20 protein-coding genes are annotated in these 16760 nt (G+C 49.3%); 8 read left to right on the top strand and 12 right to left on the bottom strand.

Features of this window, described 5'->3' with window-relative positions:
• Nucleotides 1-61 precede the first annotated feature (61 nt).
• From glnQ to rhtA, 5 genes are all read right to left on the bottom strand, one after another.
• Complete coding sequence (glnQ, locus tag D6029_RS12495; protein WP_120065074.1) at nucleotides 62-784, bottom strand: glutamine ABC transporter ATP-binding protein GlnQ; 723 nt, start codon at nucleotides 782-784, stop codon at nucleotides 62-64.
• Nucleotides 781-1440: a glutamine ABC transporter permease GlnP gene (gene glnP / locus D6029_RS12500; RefSeq protein ID WP_120065075.1), complete on the bottom strand. Its 660-nt coding sequence runs from the start codon at nucleotides 1438-1440 to the stop codon at nucleotides 781-783. Before glnP ends, glnQ begins: the two co-directional genes overlap by 4 nt.
• 85 nt (nucleotides 1441-1525) lie before the next feature.
• Nucleotides 1526-2272, bottom strand: coding sequence for a glutamine ABC transporter substrate-binding protein GlnH (glnH, locus tag D6029_RS12505; RefSeq protein WP_120065203.1), 747 nt, complete (start codon nucleotides 2270-2272; stop codon nucleotides 1526-1528).
• Nucleotides 2273-2655: 383 nt separating this feature from the next.
• On the bottom strand, nucleotides 2656-3159 hold the full coding sequence (gene dps / locus D6029_RS12510; protein WP_115629909.1) for a DNA starvation/stationary phase protection protein Dps: 504 nt from the start codon (nucleotides 3157-3159) through the stop codon (nucleotides 2656-2658).
• A 305-nt stretch (nucleotides 3160-3464) separates the two neighbouring features.
• Entirely contained in the window at nucleotides 3465-4352 is an 888-nt protein-coding gene (rhtA, locus tag D6029_RS12515; protein ID WP_120065076.1) for a threonine/homoserine exporter RhtA, read from the bottom strand.
• A 369-nt stretch (nucleotides 4353-4721) separates the two neighbouring features.
• On the opposite strand from rhtA, the gene ompX reads away from it, so the two are divergent.
• Nucleotides 4722-5228, top strand: coding sequence for an outer membrane protein OmpX (gene ompX / locus D6029_RS12520; protein ID WP_120065077.1), 507 nt, complete (start codon nucleotides 4722-4724; stop codon nucleotides 5226-5228).
• 68 nt (nucleotides 5229-5296) lie between these two features.
• Here ompX and D6029_RS12525 read toward each other — a convergent pair whose 3' ends face one another.
• On the bottom strand, nucleotides 5297-6883 hold the full coding sequence (locus D6029_RS12525) for a phosphoethanolamine transferase (protein ID WP_120065078.1): 1587 nt from the start codon (nucleotides 6881-6883) through the stop codon (nucleotides 5297-5299).
• Here D6029_RS12525 and D6029_RS22525 point away from each other — a divergent pair.
• Nucleotides 6882-7040 carry a hypothetical protein gene (locus D6029_RS22525; RefSeq protein WP_167455999.1) on the top strand — a complete coding sequence of 53 codons (159 nt, stop codon included), beginning with the start codon at nucleotides 6882-6884 and terminating at the stop codon, nucleotides 7038-7040. The two genes, D6029_RS12525 and D6029_RS22525, sit on opposite strands and share 2 nt — an antisense overlap.
• Nucleotides 7041-7198: 158 nt before the next feature.
• Here the strand turns inward: D6029_RS22525 and mntS are convergent, their stop codons facing one another.
• The gene (gene mntS, locus D6029_RS12530) at nucleotides 7199-7327 is read right to left on the bottom strand and encodes a manganase accumulation protein MntS (protein ID WP_120065079.1); all 129 of its coding nucleotides are present in this window, start codon (nucleotides 7325-7327) and stop codon (nucleotides 7199-7201) included.
• Nucleotides 7328-7517: 190 nt separating this feature from the next.
• On the opposite strand from mntS, the gene mntR reads away from it, so the two are divergent.
• Entirely contained in the window at nucleotides 7518-7985 is a 468-nt protein-coding gene (gene mntR, locus D6029_RS12535; protein WP_120065080.1) for a manganese-binding transcriptional regulator MntR, read from the top strand.
• 2 nt (nucleotides 7986-7987) lie between these two features.
• The gene (locus D6029_RS12540) at nucleotides 7988-9106 is read left to right on the top strand and encodes an SLC13 family permease (RefSeq protein WP_120065081.1); all 1119 of its coding nucleotides are present in this window, start codon (nucleotides 7988-7990) and stop codon (nucleotides 9104-9106) included.
• A gap of 29 nt (nucleotides 9107-9135) precedes the next feature.
• Here D6029_RS12540 and D6029_RS12545 read toward each other — a convergent pair whose 3' ends face one another.
• On the bottom strand, nucleotides 9136-9951 hold the full coding sequence (locus D6029_RS12545) for a Cof-type HAD-IIB family hydrolase (RefSeq protein ID WP_120065082.1): 816 nt from the start codon (nucleotides 9949-9951) through the stop codon (nucleotides 9136-9138).
• Nucleotides 9948-11171, bottom strand: a complete 1224-nt coding sequence (locus D6029_RS12550) for an MFS transporter (protein ID WP_120065083.1) — start codon at nucleotides 11169-11171, stop codon at nucleotides 9948-9950. The genes D6029_RS12545 and D6029_RS12550 overlap by 4 nt, the downstream gene beginning before the upstream one ends.
• A gap of 106 nt (nucleotides 11172-11277) precedes the next feature.
• Between D6029_RS12550 and D6029_RS12555 the strand changes: the two genes are divergently transcribed.
• Nucleotides 11278-11823, top strand: a complete 546-nt coding sequence (locus D6029_RS12555) for a TetR/AcrR family transcriptional regulator (RefSeq protein WP_120065084.1) — start codon at nucleotides 11278-11280, stop codon at nucleotides 11821-11823.
• A gap of 12 nt (nucleotides 11824-11835) precedes the next feature.
• Here the strand turns inward: D6029_RS12555 and D6029_RS12560 are convergent, their stop codons facing one another.
• Together D6029_RS12560 and D6029_RS12565 are read right to left on the bottom strand one after the other, a co-directional pair.
• Nucleotides 11836-12633 (bottom strand): SDR family NAD(P)-dependent oxidoreductase, encoded by a 798-nt coding sequence (locus tag D6029_RS12560; protein WP_120065085.1) that lies wholly within the window; start codon nucleotides 12631-12633, stop codon nucleotides 11836-11838.
• A gap of 292 nt (nucleotides 12634-12925) precedes the next feature.
• Nucleotides 12926-14608, bottom strand: coding sequence for an aspartate:alanine antiporter (locus D6029_RS12565; RefSeq protein ID WP_120065086.1), 1683 nt, complete (start codon nucleotides 14606-14608; stop codon nucleotides 12926-12928).
• 303 nt (nucleotides 14609-14911) lie between these two features.
• On the opposite strand from D6029_RS12565, the gene D6029_RS12570 reads away from it, so the two are divergent.
• Nucleotides 14912-15277 carry an inner membrane protein YbjM gene (locus tag D6029_RS12570; RefSeq protein WP_120065087.1) on the top strand — a complete coding sequence of 122 codons (366 nt, stop codon included), beginning with the start codon at nucleotides 14912-14914 and terminating at the stop codon, nucleotides 15275-15277.
• 44 nt (nucleotides 15278-15321) lie between these two features.
• On the opposite strand, the gene D6029_RS12575 is transcribed toward D6029_RS12570, so the two are convergent.
• Nucleotides 15322-15594 (bottom strand): GrxA family glutaredoxin, encoded by a 273-nt coding sequence (locus D6029_RS12575; RefSeq protein ID WP_034456459.1) that lies wholly within the window; start codon nucleotides 15592-15594, stop codon nucleotides 15322-15324.
• Nucleotides 15595-15729: 135 nt separating this feature from the next.
• On the opposite strand from D6029_RS12575, the gene D6029_RS12580 reads away from it, so the two are divergent.
• Nucleotides 15730-16029, top strand: coding sequence for a YbjC family protein (locus D6029_RS12580; RefSeq protein ID WP_120065088.1), 300 nt, complete (start codon nucleotides 15730-15732; stop codon nucleotides 16027-16029).
• A complete protein-coding gene (gene nfsA, locus D6029_RS12585) occupies nucleotides 16013-16735 on the top strand; it encodes an oxygen-insensitive NADPH nitroreductase (protein ID WP_120065089.1) in 723 nt (240 codons plus the stop codon). The genes D6029_RS12580 and nfsA overlap by 17 nt, the downstream gene beginning before the upstream one ends.
• Nucleotides 16736-16760: the final 25 nt, after the last annotated feature.

Consider the following 16760-nt stretch of genomic DNA (forward strand, 5'->3'; position numbering starts at 1 on the left):
GGAGAGGGAGAAAACCGTTATTTCCCTCTCCTGGGGGAGAGGGTTCGGGTGAGGGGATAACTCACGAAACGTGCTGCAAGAATTCCTGCAAACGCTGGCTTGGCGGGTTCTCGATCAACTCTTGCGGATTGCCATCTTCAGCAATTCGGCCTTTATCAATAAAGATCAGGCGCGATGCTACTTTGGCGGCAAATCCAACTTCGTGTGTGACGATAACCATCGTCATGCCTTCTTCGGCCAGATCCTGCATAACTTTCAGAACTTCATGACGCAGTTCCGGGTCAAGTGCAGAAGTTGGCTCATCGAACAGCATCATTTTTGGCTTAACCGCCAGCGCACGGGCAATCGCCACACGCTGCTGCTGGCCGCCGGAAAGCTCAGACGGATAGTGGTGAGCACGTTCAGCCAGACCGACTTTCGCCAGCAATTCTTTAGCCAGTTTATCGGCGGCATCTTTCTTCAAACCACGGACGCGAATCGGGCCAAAGGCGACGTTTTCCAGCGCGGTCAGGTGTGGGAACAGATAAAACTGTTGGAACACCATGCCCGCTTCCTGGCGAATCAGGCGCTCGTCCACTTTCGGGTCGTTGACCTTCAAACCGTCAACAAACAGATCACCGCTGGTGATGTCTTCGAGTTTGTTAATGCAACGCAGCAGCGTCGATTTACCGGAGCCTGATGGCCCAATAATGACCACCACTTCGCCTTGTTTGATATCCAGGTCGATATTGTGCAGCACCTGGGTTTTGCCAAAGTGCTTAGAGACGTTTTTAAATTCAATCACAGGATTTTCATCCTTCTTTCAAGGCGACGCAGCACGAAGCTCAGCACCAAAGTAATAATCAGATAGAAGACCGCAACGGCGCTCCAGATCTCCAGCGCACGGAAGTTCCCGGCAATAATTTCTTGCCCCTGACGGGTCAATTCAGCCACACCGATAACGATGAACAGCGACGTATCTTTGATACTGATAATCCACTGGTTACCCAATGGCGGCAGCATACGACGCAGCGCCAGCGGCATAATCACGTGGCGAATGGTTTCGCGCTTGGACAGACCTAACGCCAGGCCTGCTTCCTGAAAACCTTTATGAATCGACAGCACCGCACCACGGGTAATTTCCGCAATGTATGCGCCGGAGTTGATCATAATCGTCACGACGGCGGCGCTGAACGGGTCAATGCGCAGGTCGTTAAAGGCCATTGGCAGGGCGAAGTAAATAAACATCACCTGCACCACAATTGGCGTACCGCGAATCACTTCAATGAAAACTAATGCGATGTGGTTGGCAATCCAGCCGCCGTAAGTACGGGCGAAACCGGCTACCAAACCAATGACCAGGCCGCCTAACAAGCCGATGACTGAAATCAGCAGCGTCATTTTGGCGCCTTCAATCAAAAGCGGGATTGCAGGCCAGATGGCACTCCAGTCAAACTCCATGATGAATTCCTATATGTTACCGTGGTTCAAAAACAGCAGGGGCGAAAATGGTCGCCCCTGAGTGACTCATAAAACTTTAGAATTATTATTTTGGTTCAGTGCCGAACCATTTTTTGTAGATTTCGTTGTACTTGCCGTTCTCTTTCAGGGTTTTCAGCGCGCCGTTAACTTTAGTACGCAGGTCGTCGCTGCCTTTAGGGAAGGCGATACCGTATTGCTGAGCTTCCAGAGATTCGCCAACCGCTTTGAATTTGCCCTGGCCCGCAGTTTTGATGAAGTACAGGATGTTTGGCGTGTCGTGCAGAACCGCATCAGCACGGTTGGTGCCCAGTTCCATGTACGCGTTGTCGATGTTCGGGAACTGACGCAGGTCTTTAGTTTTGATGTTCGCTTTTGCGTAATCAACAGAACCGGTGCCGCTCTTAACCGCAACCACTTTGCCGTCGAGATCTTTCACGCTTTTTACCGCGTCGTTGTCAGCTTTAACCATCACCAACAGGCCGCTTTTGTAGTAGCCATCAGAGAATTCGATCGCTTTTTTACGTTCTTCGGTGATGGTGATACCGGCAAGCGCCAGGTCAATGTTTTTGGTTTGCAGCGCAGGGATGATGCCGCTGAAATCCATAGGTTTCAGGGTGTAATCCAGTTTTAATTCTTTTGCTACGGCATCCCATAAATCGATATCAAAGCCGACGTATTTGTCGCCTTGTTTAAACTCGAAAGGAACAAATGCGGTGTCGGTCGCAACGACCAGTTTCTTATCAGCGGCGTGGGAAGAAACCGCAAAAGCCAGGGTGAGTGCAGCCAGTGAAACTTTCAAAATCGACTTCATAGCATTTCCTTGTTTATCCATGGGGCAATCCCCTGCATGAGTAAGCCGCAACATGGAAAAATCATGCCAGGTTTTCAACTTACTGTTTTGCAAGGATGTGAATATGTAACATTGCACAAAAATGGTTGCAAGTCAGTTGCGCTGCACTGTTGTGGTGCCCAGTTTTGGTGCGAAAGCTGCGGGGTGAGACAGGCGTTTAGTTTTACCGCAATTTGAGGTGGCAAAACAATCATCCGTTAACGATTGTGTGAAGTGATTATTACAAATGAGCAACTTGTGCGGCAGGGATAAACAATTTGATGCGCTAAAATGGTGCAGTCATCCTCCCGAAAACGGGAGGATGAGGTAACAATTTACTAGCAATTAAGCCAATAAAAGATCCATTAATCGATATTTGACTCGATAAACCACAGGAATTTATCCAGGTCGCGTGAAGCGGCAGTCAGGATATCTGCGGTGTCTTCATCTTTCGCTTCGCTGATAGCCTTGCGCACATCGTTCGCCACAATGGCGTAACGATCGGCCAGCTCTTTCAGGTGATCCTGAACGCTGTGAATATCCAGCGGATAGCTTTTTAGCGGAGTCTTGCTGTTAATGACTTGTGTTGTACCTAATGCCACGCCTCCGAGTTGAACGGCGCGTTCTGCCATGGTGTCAAGATGGTCGGTCAGGGCTGTGCGGAAACCGTCAAGCATTTCGTGAACGGCAATAAAGTTAGCGCCACGCATGTTCCAGTGCGCTTGTTTGGTAATCAACGACAAATCAATGAACTGAATAACCTGGCGATTAAGCAGTTCAACGGTGGCTTTCTTTTCGCTGTCTGCAACATCATTACGGGTATGCAGTAAGGTAGTAGATTTGGTTTTTACCAGTTTAGCGGTAGTCATAATCTTTCGTCCTCTTGATGTTATGTCCAATGAATTACCGGAAATAAGTATAGCACCGGATTTATCATTTGCAGGAGCAGGTAATACCTATCAGATAAATAGCAGATTTAGAATGGATTTTAGTAACTCATTGTTAATTAATTATTTTTAATTATTGATTACAAGGTGTAACCAGAATAAACCGAAAATGAACTGTGAATGGGAATTATTTATATTTAAATCTAAGAGTAATCCTGAATATAAATATTTGACAGATGGTGGCTATTTACCGTGGTCACAATAACCACGGTAAATAATAAAAGACATTAATTTAGATCGACGCTGGTAATCTGCGTATCACGCTTGATCGTGAGCGTTGAACCTATAGACGCCGCAATAATCGACAGCAGCGCCAGCCACTGCACAAGCGTCAAATGCTCACCAAGGAATAACATCCCCGACAACGCCGCAAGCCCTGGTTCCATACTCATCAATGTGCCAAACGTGCGCGTCGGCAGGCGCGTCAATGCAATCATTTCAAGTGAGTAGGGAAGCGCGGTGGATAAAATTGCTACGCCCAAACCGAGTGGCAATAAAGACCAATGCCAGAGTGCTTCACCCGCCTGCCACGCGCCAATCGGCACAAAGATAATGGCTGCAATCAACGAACCAAACGCAACCGTTGCCGGGCCGTGATCGGCACCCGCTTTCTGACCGAACAGAATATAAATCGCCCAGCAGGCTCCGGCACCTAACGCAAAGGCGGCACCCACTAAATCGACGCTTGAAATTGACTGCCCCAAAGGCAATAAGAACCAAAGCCCCAGAACCGCCAGAATCACCCAGACGAAATCCACCGCGCGGCGTGATGCGAACAGCGCCACTGCAAGCGGGCCGGTGAATTCAAGGGCGACGGCAATGCCCAACGGCACCGTCTGAATCGAAAGATAAAACAGATAATTCATGCCGCCGAGCGCCAGCCCGTATATCAGCAATGGGAAACGTTGCTCGGCTTTGAAACGTAATCGCCACGGCTTAAAAATCACCACCAGAATCAATGTACCCAGCGTCAGACGCAGCGCGGTTACGCCTGGCGCTCCAACCAGCGGGAAGAGGGATTTGGCAAGGGATGCACCACTTTGAATGGACGTCATGGCAATCAAAAGCACGACAATGGGTAACCAAATGGGGGTTTTACGTGGCGATAGCGGCATCCTGCTTCCTGTCAGTCAATGTCTGGTTTGGTCAAGAAATTAAAAGTAACCCCAGTGTAAATGATTAACTTATGGCTGGTTGAGAATTCATTGAAAAAAATAATAGTCCGATGCAGTAACATAACTGCGTGATTGGATAAGAATTGTTCGAATCTGTTTAAGAATTATCTGGATGACGATGTTGCATTTCATGACAATAATTGCTGCGGTTTATGGCACAAAGTCCATGAATTGAAGGGATTATGATGTAATGGAAATGTTCTGTTACATGAAAGGATTCTTTAGACAACGTAAATGTCGAAGAGTTTCTTACACAATTTTGATATATTAAAAACTTAGAAGTTACTTGAAGCACATTTGAGGTGGTTTATGAAAAAAATTGCATGTCTTTCAGCACTGGCTTGTGTACTGGCCGTTTCCGTTGGTACCGCATCTGCAGCAACTAGCACCGTAACTGGTGGCTACGCACAAAGCGATATGCAGGGCGTTGCTAACAAAGCTGGCGGTTTCAACTTGAAATACCGTTACGAAAACGACACCCCGCTGGGTTACATCGGTTCTTTCACTTACACCGAGAAAAACCGCACCGAAGCTGGCGTTTATGATAAAGCACAATACTACGGCATCACCGCTGGTCCAGCTTACCGCATCAACGATTGGGCAAGCATCTACGGTGTAGTCGGTGTTGGTTACGGTAAAAATCAAGCAACTGCTGCTCCAGAAAAAGACTCTACCAGCGACTACGGCTTCTCTTACGGCGCAGGTATGCAGTTCAACCCAATGGAAAACGTTGCTCTGGACGTTTCCTACGAGCAGAGCCGCATCCGTAACGTTGATGTTGGCACCTGGATCGCAGGCGTGGGTTACCGCTTCTAATTTCACTCCTTTATCGAGTGAAAAAAAATCCGCCTCTCGGGGCGGATTTTTTATGCGCTGAATTTGAGTTAACGCGTTTGCGTTTCAAACACATCCGTCTGCAAATGAGTATAGTCCACCTTCTTGAGCTTAAAGTTGGTGATGTAGATTGGCCCCGCGTTTTGCTCTGAGATGAACTTGTATTTCGGCGTTAACTCTTTGGTTTTAATCCCGGTCCACGCTGAGAAGAAGTTCAGGAAATCATTGGCTGAACGGCGCGCTTTAATCTTCCGGTGCGTGGTGTCGTCACTTGAAAGCACCATAAACGGTACCTGGAAGTTTTGCTGGAACTCGTCATCATGCGCCAGATATTGCACTTTGGTGCCGCGTTCTTTGAACGCCAGACCGTGGTCTGAGAAATAAACCATCGAGAAACTTTCGCCGGTATTTTGCAGTTGCTGATACAGCTGTTTGAGCAAATCATCGGTCTGCGTCATGCTGTAGAGATAGCAAGACGTCTCTTTCGACTGCACGAAATCTTTATATTTGCCCTGCGTCCGGTCGCAAGCTTGCGGATGCGAACCCATCAAATGCAACACGATTAATTGCGGCGTGGTGTGCTGATTGGCAAAGACCTGCGCCGTCATCTTCAGCAGTGCTTCATCACGGGTATTTTTGTCCGCTTCAAAATCACCACTTTTCAGGAAATGCACTTCGTCGGCACGCTTGGCGATACTGGCGATCGCGGTATCGTATTCACCGATTTGCCCCTGGTTTGAGAACCACCATGTCTGGAAACCCGCGCGGTTGGCGAGGGTGACGAAGTTATCCTGATATTGCGGCTGGCCGTCAATGACGCGGTTCAGCGTCATGCCGAGTGATTTCTGCGTCGAACCACTGGCGGAAACATAATCCATAAACAAATTGCCATTCACCTGGCTGGCGAACGGGGTGTTATCCCAGTGGCCGCCGAAAGCGCCTAACGCATCACGACGTGCGCTTTCCCCAATCACCACCACATAAGTGTGATATTTAGGTTTCACGGCCAGCACATTCCAGGTGTCCTTCATTTGAGCGAAGGCCTGCATCCGCGTTTGTTCGTCAATCACTTCCTGGTTATTAACCACCACATCTTTCACAAAGCGGAAAACCGGATAACCAGAATCTTTGAATTTAAACACGCCGCCGTAAGCCAGGTTTTGCACCGGGGCGACAAAGAAACACACCACACTGATAACCAGACATAAGCTGTCGAAATGGCACCAGGTTCTTTTCTTCGGGGATATTTTACGACGCACGGCGATAATGCCCAGCGCCAGAATAAACACCGAAACTAAATAGCTATACCACGGGAAAATGGTCATCAACTCCGTGGATTCTTCGAAGTTGGTCGAATGCAGGGCAAGCAGCGTATTAAAGTTTGGCGAGCCGTAAGCCTGGCCAAAAGGGAAATACATCGCGGCGATCAAACTACAAATTGCCAGCAAACCCTTCTGGAATTTAGGCGCGCCGCGCCAAAGCAGCAGCAAAACGCAGCTAAATGCCACCGCATACAGAATGCTAAATTCATAACCGAGAGCGAAGTTAATCAGCAGAGACTGAAGGAAATAAAAGCCAGTCCAGGGATTGAGCGCAATTGCGCGGGTTGTCAGGGTTTCTTTAACCGTTAAATTCATGTTTACCGAAATCACTAAACGCCATGCGAAAACCCTGGCGACGAGGGTAAGAACCTGCCTGACAGACGGAAAAGAAGGGAAACTGGACCGCATCCGCGAGCCGCTTCATGTGCAGGGCTGCAAGAAGATAGAGCGGGACGATAAGAAGATCAACTGATAACAGAAATGTGTTTTGCGAAGCGCGTTACAAAACCGACAAATGGTAAGGTTAAAGCGCGGCTAAACGATAAATTCAGAGTATCTACAGAAATGAAAAGTTACAAACACGCGGGGTGATATAAGCCAGACTGATGTGAAAGAAGGCAGGGCGGCTGCCTACGACTTAGGTTTTTCGCCCTGCTGTGGTTTCCCGGAAACCCAATCACAGATCATATTGAGCAGCATCAGCCGCACTTGAAACGGGGAATGTGTAAACACGCTCATGCACCTCTTAAATTCATTCATTTTGCCCTCCTCATAACCTCTGCTGCCTTCAATTCCTTTTAAGGCTGACTGCATTACATACAGATATAGCACAGGCTATATTGTATAGCTATTGCTAATTCGTTAAATTTTTGTGCTTGCGTGATGCTGGTTTACAATGGGGCCAAAGGCCGTCATTGGACGATGCCGCACCCCTGCATGAGGAAGCATCATGAGCCGTACGCCAGGCCCAAAAAATAAACAAAAAATGACGCAACTGGTCAATGTCGAAGAGCATGTCGAAGGCTTCCGGCAGGTGCGTGAAGCGCATCGCCGTGAATTGATTGATGACTATGTCGAACTGATTTCTGATTTGATTCGTGAAGTGGGGGACGTACGCCAGGTTGATATGGCGGCGCGGCTTGGCGTTTCGCAGCCGACAGTTGCAAAAATGTTAAAAAGACTGGCCTCGGTTGGGCTGATTGAACAAATTCCATGGCGTGGTGTATTTCTGACGGCAGAAGGCGAAAAGCTGGCGCAGTTGAGCCGTGAACGTCACCACATTGTTGAAAACTTTTTCTTAGCACTGGGCATCAGCCCGGAAACGGCCCGAATTGATGCCGAAGGCGTTGAGCATCATGTCAGTGAAGAGACTCTGGAAGCGTTTCGTTTGTTTAGTGAGCAGAGAGGATTTAAGTAGGAATGTTGCTTAACCTGGTTCGCCCATTTGCCCGCGATCGCTTCCTTCATCTATTACTTATCGTGGGCGTGATACTCAGTTTTATTGCTCCCTTTCAGCCGCAGCGCTGGGTTCATGCTATCGACTGGCACACCATTATTACGCTCGCGGGCTTAATGATGCTGACCAAAGGCGTGGAACTGAGCGGCTATTTCGATGTGCTGGGTCGCCGCATGGTGAAGCGCTTTGATAACGAACGCACGCTGGCGTTATTCCTGGTCAGCGCTGCCGCGTTGCTTTCAACGTTTCTGATTAACGACGTCGCGCTATTTATTATCGTGCCGTTGACCATCACGCTGAAAAAGCTCTGCGCGATACCGATTAATCGCCTCATCATATTTGAAGCCCTGGCTGTGAATGCAGGCTCAATGTTGACGCCGATTGGCAACCCGCAAAATATTTTGCTTTGGGGGCGCTCGGGCCTTTCATTTGGCGCATTCACCTGGCAAATGGCACCCATTGCGTTGGCGATCATGCTCAGCCTGCTGGTGCTTTGTTGGTTTTGCTTTCCGAATAAAAAACTCGTTTATCACGCTCATGATAAACGCCATGACTGGCAGCCGCGCCTGGTGCTGAGTTGTGTCGCGTTTTACGTTATTTTTATCGTCGCGCTGGAATTAAAGCTGGAGATTTGGGGCCTGGCAGTGGTCGCAGTCGGCTTTTTATTGCTGGCTCGACGCGTATTGCTGAGCATCGACTGGAGTTTGTTGTTGGTGTTTATGGTGATGTTTATCGACGTCTACCTGATCACTCAACTCCCGGTGCTGCAACACGCGCTGGCGGGAATTAATCAGCTTTCTACGGGCGGGTTATTCGCGTTAGGAATCGGTTTATCGCAGTTTATCAGCAATGTTCCGTCGACCATTTTGCTGCTCAATTATGTTCCCGCGTCAGTATTACTCGCCTTCGCGGTCAATATCGGCGGCTTTGGTTTATTGCCGGGATCGCTGGCGAATTTGATTGCCTTGCGTATGGCTAACGACCGTCGTATCTGGATTCGTTTCCATTATTATTCACTGCCCATGTTGTTATGGGCAGCCGCGCTGGGCTACGGTTTATTGTTATTGCTCAAGCAGATCTAGAAAAGGGGCGTTAAGCCCCTTTTTCAAGTTTACGCATTAAACGGTGCTTCTTTTTTCAGAACCTTTTCAATCACATTGAGCACGCCTTGCTCATTGCAATGCCCGGTTTGATAAGAGGCGATTTGTTTGATTTTTTCTGGCGCATTGGCCATCGCAAAGCCGTATTTTGCCTGGCGCAGCATTTCGATATCGTTGCCGCCATCGCCAAACGTCACCACTTCACTGTCATCAATACCCCATTTTTCCTGCAATATCCGCAAACCATTGGCTTTATGAATGCCTGGAATGATCAGGTCAATCGAGCCGTGGCCGCTGGTGACCGGCACCATAATCCCTTCAAACTGTGCAGCCAGCGAATCCATGGTGTCGTCTAACAATGTATCCGGCAGATTCAGGGCGAATTTAAAGAACACATCATCCAGATTTGAGAAATTCTCAACCACTTCAAGGCGATGGTAATAACTGCCTGCCATTTTGATAAACGCATCATCATAGCTTTTCAGGGTATAACCGTTGTCTTTGCCACAGGCGATGATATCTACATGCGGTAACGTTAAAAGGTGATCGATAACGGTGTTGAATTCCTGTTTTGTCAGCTCGCCGTTAAAAGTATCTTTCCCTTCGCTGACCACCCAACCGCCGTTATCAGCCACGAAAGAAATCTCATGGGCAATCTCCGGGAAGAACGAAATGAGCTGGTAATACTGGTTGCCACTGGCGACCACAAAACGAATCCCTTGTGCTTTCATCTGCGCATAAAGCTCGGCAAAACGTGCGCGGTTGTACTTTTTGTTATCGTCCAGGAATGTGCCATCCATGTCGACGGCAATTAATTTCACACTCATCGAATTTTCCCTTCATTTAAAGTGGTAACAAGGTCTGCAGGTTTGGCGACGGTTTTCGCAATGAGCGCTGCGACAACCATCAAACTCAGTACGACTAACATAGCCAGGCGTAGCCCGTAATGTTCGCCGAGGAAGCCCAACAGCGGCGGGCCAACTAAAAATGCAATGTAGCCAGAAGCGGCAACCACACTGACGCGAGTGGCCGGGTCCGGGCCGGTATCGCCTGCTGCGGAAATCGTTAACGGGAAACCGAGCGATGTTCCCAGTCCCCACAAAATAACTGAAATGCCCGCCACAAAAGCGTTATCGACAAAGATGATTAAGCCGATGCCTAAAATTCCCATCACCGCGCAGGCACGAACTACCGTGACACGGCTGTAGCGATCGATAAACCAGCCGCCAGTAAACCGCCCGACCGTCATACCCAGCGTGAAACCGACATAAATCATCGAGCCGGAAGTGGGGCTAAAACCGTGGCCGTCCACCATTAACAGCGGCAGCCAGTCGTTGGCGGAACCTTCGGCAAACGCCATCGCCAGCACAATCGTGCCAATTAATATCAGTTGAAGATCTTTATAGAAAGGCGGATGAGGTTCGTGTGGGTTTTCAGCATTAGAATCGGCATTATTTTTACCCACACCGTGCGGAATGGCGGTGATGGCAATAATAATCGGTGTAATGACCACTAAGCCAATCACTAAAAGATGACCATATGCGCTGACGTTAAGGGCGGTCAAACTCATGCCAATCCCCGCACCTGCTAAGGTGCCGAGGCTATAAAAGCCGTGCATCATTGGTAACACAGTTTTTTTCAGTAGCCCTTCAACAATGGCACCTTCGACGTTCATCGCCACTTCGGACGAACCGAGCCCCGTTCCCAAAATCGCCAGACCAATTGCGAATAAAACCGGAGAAGCAAGGAATAGTGCGACGCCCATCACCAGCATGCCGGTGACCATCAGCGTCATGCCACTGCGGATAATATTGCGCGTACCAAAACGTTTAACCAGCCAGCCGGAACAGAGAATACCGCTCATCGAACCAATCGACAGGCCAAAAAGCACAATCCCCATGCCCGCGGTTGAAACGCTGAGCGTGTCACGAATGGCAGGAGTGCGGGTCGCCCAGGAAGCCATAACCAGGCCGGGCAGGAAGAAAAAGGCGAACAGCGCCCAGGTACGACGTTGTGTGGCTTTGCGATCAGAGATAACGGCAGACATGGAAATACCGGTTGGCGGCGAATGCAAATTACACTAGCAAGTTCGTGTACATTTGTACACATTGCCTGGTAAACTCTTTTTACTCCGTTTTTACCGAGCGAAAATTATGACTAAAGCTGCGCGCCGCAACGATCCCGACCGACGTTCACGTATTCTACAAGCCACGCTGGATATGCTGGTGGAACATGGAATTAGCCATATCACACACCGTAAAATTGCCGAGGCGGCAGGGGTTTCGCTGGGGTCGATGACCTATTATTTCGACGGTATCGAATCGCTTTTAAGCGAAGCGTTCACCCAATTTGCGCACCAAATGTCAGACGATTATCGGAGCCGTATAGAGCAAGCCCGTAACCGTGATGAGGCCTGCGAAGCGATAGTCGATATGATTTGCGGCGAGAAAATTGCCACGTCATACAATCTGCAAGTGATGTATCAGCTTTATGCTTACGCGAATCGCAATCCCGAACTAAAAATCATTATGCAGGACTGGATGTGCCGCAGCCAAAAAATTCTGGAAACCTTTTTCGACCCGATAACCGCCCGCACGCTGGATGCTTTTATTGAAGGAATGACGTTGCATTATGTCACGGACAGACAGCCGTTGAGCCGCGAGGATCTCAGCCGGATGCTGGCGAAGATTGCGGGTTAAGCTCTGCTTTTATTAGTCTAATGTCGCGCCCGCCGTCATATTGACCACCGTTGCCGTCATCGCGCCCGCGCTATCTGACGCCAGGAATGTCATTAGCTCGACGATTTGTAAAAGCGTCGGCAGACGCTTCAGCATGGTGCTTTGCGCAGCTCCTCCCAACCACTGTTCCACCGTGATTCCCATCGCTTGCGCCTTCGGCTCAAAAATTTCCCTGGTATATGAACCAGCCTGAACCGCATCGGCAATCGCATGCGACCGCACGCAAATGACGCGAATATTCCTTGGCCCCAGTTCGCTGGCGAGCGCTTTAATAAAGGCTTCTGTACCCGCGCAACCGACGATGTGCCCAAGATGGCCCGGCATTGCCATTCGCCCTGCGGGAGCGACAATCGTCATTATGACTCCGGCGCGCTCGCCACCCATGTGCGGAATGACTGCCTTTGATAGGTTGAATTGGGCTGACAAAAAGGGATCTATTCCCTGCCTGAACTCGGCCAGGGACAAATCCTCAATTCTTTTGCCCTGCTCGTGCATGAATCCGGTCGCATTTATCACCACATCAAAACCGCCGGTTTGTTGGGCTAAATGCGTAATTCGCTGGTGGGTCGATGACTCGTCGAGTGCATCAACGATAAACGTCTCGACCGCTCCACCTTCTGCGCGAATGCTATTAGCCGCACGCTCGAGCTTGTCCTGATTGCGCGCACCAAGGTAGACATGTGCGCCTTCACGCGCCAGGGCATGTGCGACCGCACTGCCGATTGCACCACTGCCACCGAAAATTACCGCGATTTTGCCTTGAACTAACATGACCCAATCCCCTGTCCCGAGTAGGTGATTTAAAATTATGGACGAAGGTTTTGGATTCGGCGTAGGAGATTGGATTGGTGAGTGGGGAAGGGAGTGTTAATGTTTTGATTTAAAAGGGGGCATGAATTTCAGGCAATAAAAAACCCATCAACCTTGAACCAAAGAGGCGGGGTTGATGGGCTCCACAAATTGGGGACATCAAAGAAAAGCAGTGGCACTAATTAAGACTTTGCCCCGGTCAAAAAGTTCGCTCTGTCACAAAAAAATCTTATTTCTTTTTTTGCAGTAAGGATCACAGACCAGGCCATATGATTACGATAAGCGTCCCGGCTAAGGTTAACAACACGTTAGCGATAGCGTAGGTGCCTGCGTAGCCCAGCGCTGGAATGTTGCTGCGTGCGGTGTCGCTGATGATTTCCATCGCGGGTGCACAAGTTCTTGCGCCCATCATTGCTCCGAATAACAGTGCGCGGTTCATACGTAAAACATATGCGCCGAACAGGAAGCAGATCACCACTGGCACCAGGCTGACGATAAGCCCAGCAATCAGCATTTGCCCACCGACTGCACCCAAACCGTTGCCAATGCCGCTACCAGCGCTTAAACCCACGCCCGCCATAAACACCATCAGGCCGAATTCCTTCACCATATTCAGCGCACCCTGCGGGATGTAGCCGAAAGTAGGGTGGTTGGCACGCAAGAAGCCGAGCATAATTCCCGCGAACAGTAAGCCAGCGGCGTTACCCACGCCGAAGCTAAACGAGCTGAACTGGAAGGTGATCATGCCGATCATCAGGCCGATAATAAAGAAAGCGCAAAACGCGAGCAGGTCGGTGATCTGGCTGTGAATCGAGATAAAGCCGATGCGCTCGGCAACGGTTTTCACGCGTCGGGCATCGCCGCTGACCTGTAAAACGTCGCCTTTGTTCAGCACGATATTATCGTCGATAGGCATTTCAATCTGGCTGCGAATAACGCGGTTGAGGAAGCAACCGTGATCGGTCAGCTTTAATTGCCCCAGACGGCGGCCTACCGCATTGTGGTTTTTGACCACAATTTCTTCGGTGACAATGCGCATGTCCAGCAGGTCACGGTCGAAAACTTCTTTACCGTTACGGAAGCTTGGGTCGAGACGTGAATGCGCATCCGGATAACCCACCAGCGCGATTTCATCGCCTTTTTGCAGCACTGCGTCACCGTCCGGGTTTGCCAGAATACCGTTACGACGAATACGTTCGATGTAGCAACCGGTCTGGCGGTAAATCCCCAGCTCGCGCAGATTTTTGCCATCTGCCCAGGCGACCAGTTCAGAACCGACGCGGTAGGCGCGAATCACTGGCAGATAAACTTTGCGCGCAGCATCGGTATCTAAACCGCGTTCACGGGCGATTTGTTGTGCGCTGGTTTGCAAATCCTGGTGCTGGAGTTTTGGCAGATAACGCGCCCCAACAATCAGGCTAACCAGGCCGATAAGATAAGTCAGCGCATAGCCGAGACTCAGGTTATCAAGGGAGGATGCGAGTTCGGTTCCTGCGCTACCAGAATGGCGCAAGGTATCACCAGCACCCACCAACACGGGCGTGGACGTCATCGAACCGGCGAGCATACCGGCGGTGAGGCCAATATCCCAGCCAAAGAGTTTCCCCAGGCCTAGTGCAAGGAACATCGCACTGCCGACCATCACCAGCGCCAGCATTAAATAATTTTTGCCATCGCGGAAGAAAATTGAAAAAAAGTTTGGCCCAGCTTCCACGCCAACGCAAAAAATGAACAACATAAAACCGAGATTTAAGGCGTCTGTGTTAATGGAAAAATGTTGTTGTCCGAGTAATAAAGAGACCACTAAAACACCAATGGAATTACCCAGTTGGACAGGACCAAGCCTTAATTTTCCCAGGCATAATCCCAAGGTCAGAACAACAAATAATAACAGGATGTAATTCCCGCTTAACAAATCTGCGACGTTTATATTCACGAAGGATAACTTCTTGTTTACTAGTAACTTGTTGAAAGAGATGGTTTTTTGGGTTAGGGTTTCTACTAATTACGACGCAGTCTACTGTATTTTCTTTGCATCAAAATATCCAGTGCGCGGACCAAATAATAGCCGTTAGTTTAATCTGTATGAAGATTAACGGCTAGTAAGAATATTGTGCTAATTACGCTAGGTTTTTTTTAGCAGGGATTGCTGAGACTTTATCTAACTGGGGCAAGGTTTCTGCGTGCAGAGCCATAAATTTAAGTTCGATACAAGCGATCGTCAGGGGGATGTGTGTTCATGCGTGGACAACGTTGGTTCGGAGTCATTTGTTGCTTCGTGTTGTTTGTTGGTGTGTTTTTGTCTCAAAAATTGAGTACCGCCAACGGCTATGCGGGTGATAGACATTCAGAGTGGGGATTGCTGTTTTTTATCCTGCCGGGTGTTATTGCTAGTGTGTTTTCACGCCATGGCCGAGTGATCAAACCGCTGATGGGCGCAGTACTGGCTTCACCGTTTTGTCTGTTAATCATTCACTTTTGGTTGTCGCCAACGCGAACGTTCTGGCAAGAAATGGCCTGGATGTTTAGTGCTGTGTTTTGGTGTGCTCTTGGAGCATTGTGCTACTTATTTCTTCGTAGCGTGCTCCGCCGTCAGCGGCGATAAAAAAACCGGCTCATTGAGCCGGTTTTTTACTTTCTGTCTGCAACTTATTCCGCGTTCTGGAACAAGCTCAGGTGTTCTTTAGCGTAAGCTTCAAAATCAGTGCAGCCGCCGATGTGTTTCTGATCGAGGAAAATCTGCGGTACAGTTTCAACAGGTTTGCCTACGGTTTTTTCCAGATCGGCTTTGCTGATGCCTTCCGCGTGAATATCAACATAACGGAAGTTGAAGTCGTCACGCTCAGCGGTCAATTTCTCAGCCAACTCTTTAGCACGAACACAATATGGGCAGCCTGGGCGACCAAAGATTACTGCAAACATGGAATCTCCTTTATTTTTTGTGGCCGAACGAACCGGCGAATGCCAACTATAATGCCGCTAACTGATGTGAATGGAAAGAAGGTCCTGCCTGTTAGTATGATATTCCCTACCTATACTGCCTGTGGAGACAAGCGGATGCGATCATTGGGTGCCTTACCGAAACCTGTGTTAATCCTCGAAGTTATCGGTATCGCTTTTTTACTGCTTTCTTATCTTTCCCTGCACGGTTACGTGATTTTACCCGCACCCTTTGGGAATGCGACGGCGGCTATCGTCATGGTATTTTTAGGGATTGCATTAATGATTCCGGCAGCGGCATTGATGGTGTGGGCGATGGCTCAAAACGTTGCACCGCTGCTGACCAAAGGGCAAACGCCCGTAGATAAATCTCTTTCCGACAAGCCAAAGGATAAACACGATGACGCCGACCATTGATCTGCTGCGTTCACACCGCTCTGTGCGCCGTTTCACCGATGCGCCGATAACAGATGAACAGCGTGCAGCAATTATTGCCAGTGCCCAGGCGGCCTCAAGCTCCAGTTTTTTACAATGCACTTCAATTATTCGGATCACCGATAAATCCCTGCGCGAGCAACTTGTTCAGCTTACTGGCGGCCAAAAACATGTCGCACAAGCCGCCGAGTTTTGGGTTTTTTGCGCCGACTTTAATCGCCATTTGCAGATTTGCCCTGAAGCACAACTGGGGCTTGCGGAACAATTACTGCTGGGCGCGGTTGATACGGCGATTCTCGCTCAAAACGCCTTTACCGCTGCGGAGTCGCTGGGGTTAGGGGGCGTTTACATCGGTGGGCTGCGCAATAACATCGAAGCGGTAACGGAATTACTCAATATCCCAAAACATGTTTTACCGCTGTTTGGTTTATGCCTGGGCTGGCCTGATGAAGATCACGGCATCAAACCGCGTATTCCGGCGGCCATGCTGATGCATGAAAATAGTTATCAGCCAGTTGATGAAAACGTGCTGGCGGAATACGACGAAGAGATGGCGCAGTACTATCTTTCCCGTGATAGCAACGCGCGACGCGACACCTGGAGCGACCATATTCGCCGCACGATCATTAAAGAAAGCCGTCCATTTATTCTGGAATATCTGCACAAACAAGGCTGGGCGACCCGGTAAATTCTCAGGCTGTGGCACTCGCCAC

Origin of the sequence: Buttiauxella izardii (assembly GCF_003601925.1) — a bacterium.
GTDB lineage: Bacteria > Pseudomonadota > Gammaproteobacteria > Enterobacterales > Enterobacteriaceae > Buttiauxella > Buttiauxella izardii.

Bases quoted from the DNA above. Each gene is read 5' to 3' on its own strand.
- mntR (WP_120065080.1), top strand. From the start codon at position 7,518: ATGAGCCGTACGCCAGGCCCAAAAAATAAACAAAAAATGACGCAACTG.
- D6029_RS12550 (WP_120065083.1), bottom strand. From the start codon at position 11,171: ATGTCTGCCGTTATCTCTGATCGCAAAGCCACACAACGTCGTACCTGG.
- D6029_RS12525 (WP_120065078.1), bottom strand. From the start codon at position 6,883: ATGAATTTAACGGTTAAAGAAACCCTGACAACCCGCGCAATTGCGCTC.
- D6029_RS12560 (WP_120065085.1), bottom strand. From the start codon at position 12,633: ATGTTAGTTCAAGGCAAAATCGCGGTAATTTTCGGTGGCAGTGGTGCA.
- glnH (WP_120065203.1), bottom strand. From the start codon at position 2,272: ATGAAGTCGATTTTGAAAGTTTCACTGGCTGCACTCACCCTGGCTTTT.
- D6029_RS12545 (WP_120065082.1), bottom strand. From the start codon at position 9,951: ATGAGTGTGAAATTAATTGCCGTCGACATGGATGGCACATTCCTGGAC.
- nfsA (WP_120065089.1), top strand. From the start codon at position 16,013: ATGACGCCGACCATTGATCTGCTGCGTTCACACCGCTCTGTGCGCCGT.
- glnP (WP_120065075.1), bottom strand. From the start codon at position 1,440: ATGGAGTTTGACTGGAGTGCCATCTGGCCTGCAATCCCGCTTTTGATT.
- D6029_RS12540 (WP_120065081.1), top strand. From the start codon at position 7,988: ATGTTGCTTAACCTGGTTCGCCCATTTGCCCGCGATCGCTTCCTTCAT.
- ompX (WP_120065077.1), top strand. From the start codon at position 4,722: ATGAAAAAAATTGCATGTCTTTCAGCACTGGCTTGTGTACTGGCCGTT.
- D6029_RS12570 (WP_120065087.1), top strand. From the start codon at position 14,912: ATGCGTGGACAACGTTGGTTCGGAGTCATTTGTTGCTTCGTGTTGTTT.
- mntS (WP_120065079.1), bottom strand. From the start codon at position 7,327: ATGAATGAATTTAAGAGGTGCATGAGCGTGTTTACACATTCCCCGTTT.
- rhtA (WP_120065076.1), bottom strand. From the start codon at position 4,352: ATGCCGCTATCGCCACGTAAAACCCCCATTTGGTTACCCATTGTCGTG.
- dps (WP_115629909.1), bottom strand. From the start codon at position 3,159: ATGACTACCGCTAAACTGGTAAAAACCAAATCTACTACCTTACTGCAT.
- D6029_RS12555 (WP_120065084.1), top strand. From the start codon at position 11,278: ATGACTAAAGCTGCGCGCCGCAACGATCCCGACCGACGTTCACGTATT.
- D6029_RS12580 (WP_120065088.1), top strand. From the start codon at position 15,730: ATGCGATCATTGGGTGCCTTACCGAAACCTGTGTTAATCCTCGAAGTT.
- D6029_RS12575 (WP_034456459.1), bottom strand. From the start codon at position 15,594: ATGTTTGCAGTAATCTTTGGTCGCCCAGGCTGCCCATATTGTGTTCGT.
- D6029_RS22525 (WP_167455999.1), top strand. From the start codon at position 6,882: ATGTTTACCGAAATCACTAAACGCCATGCGAAAACCCTGGCGACGAGG.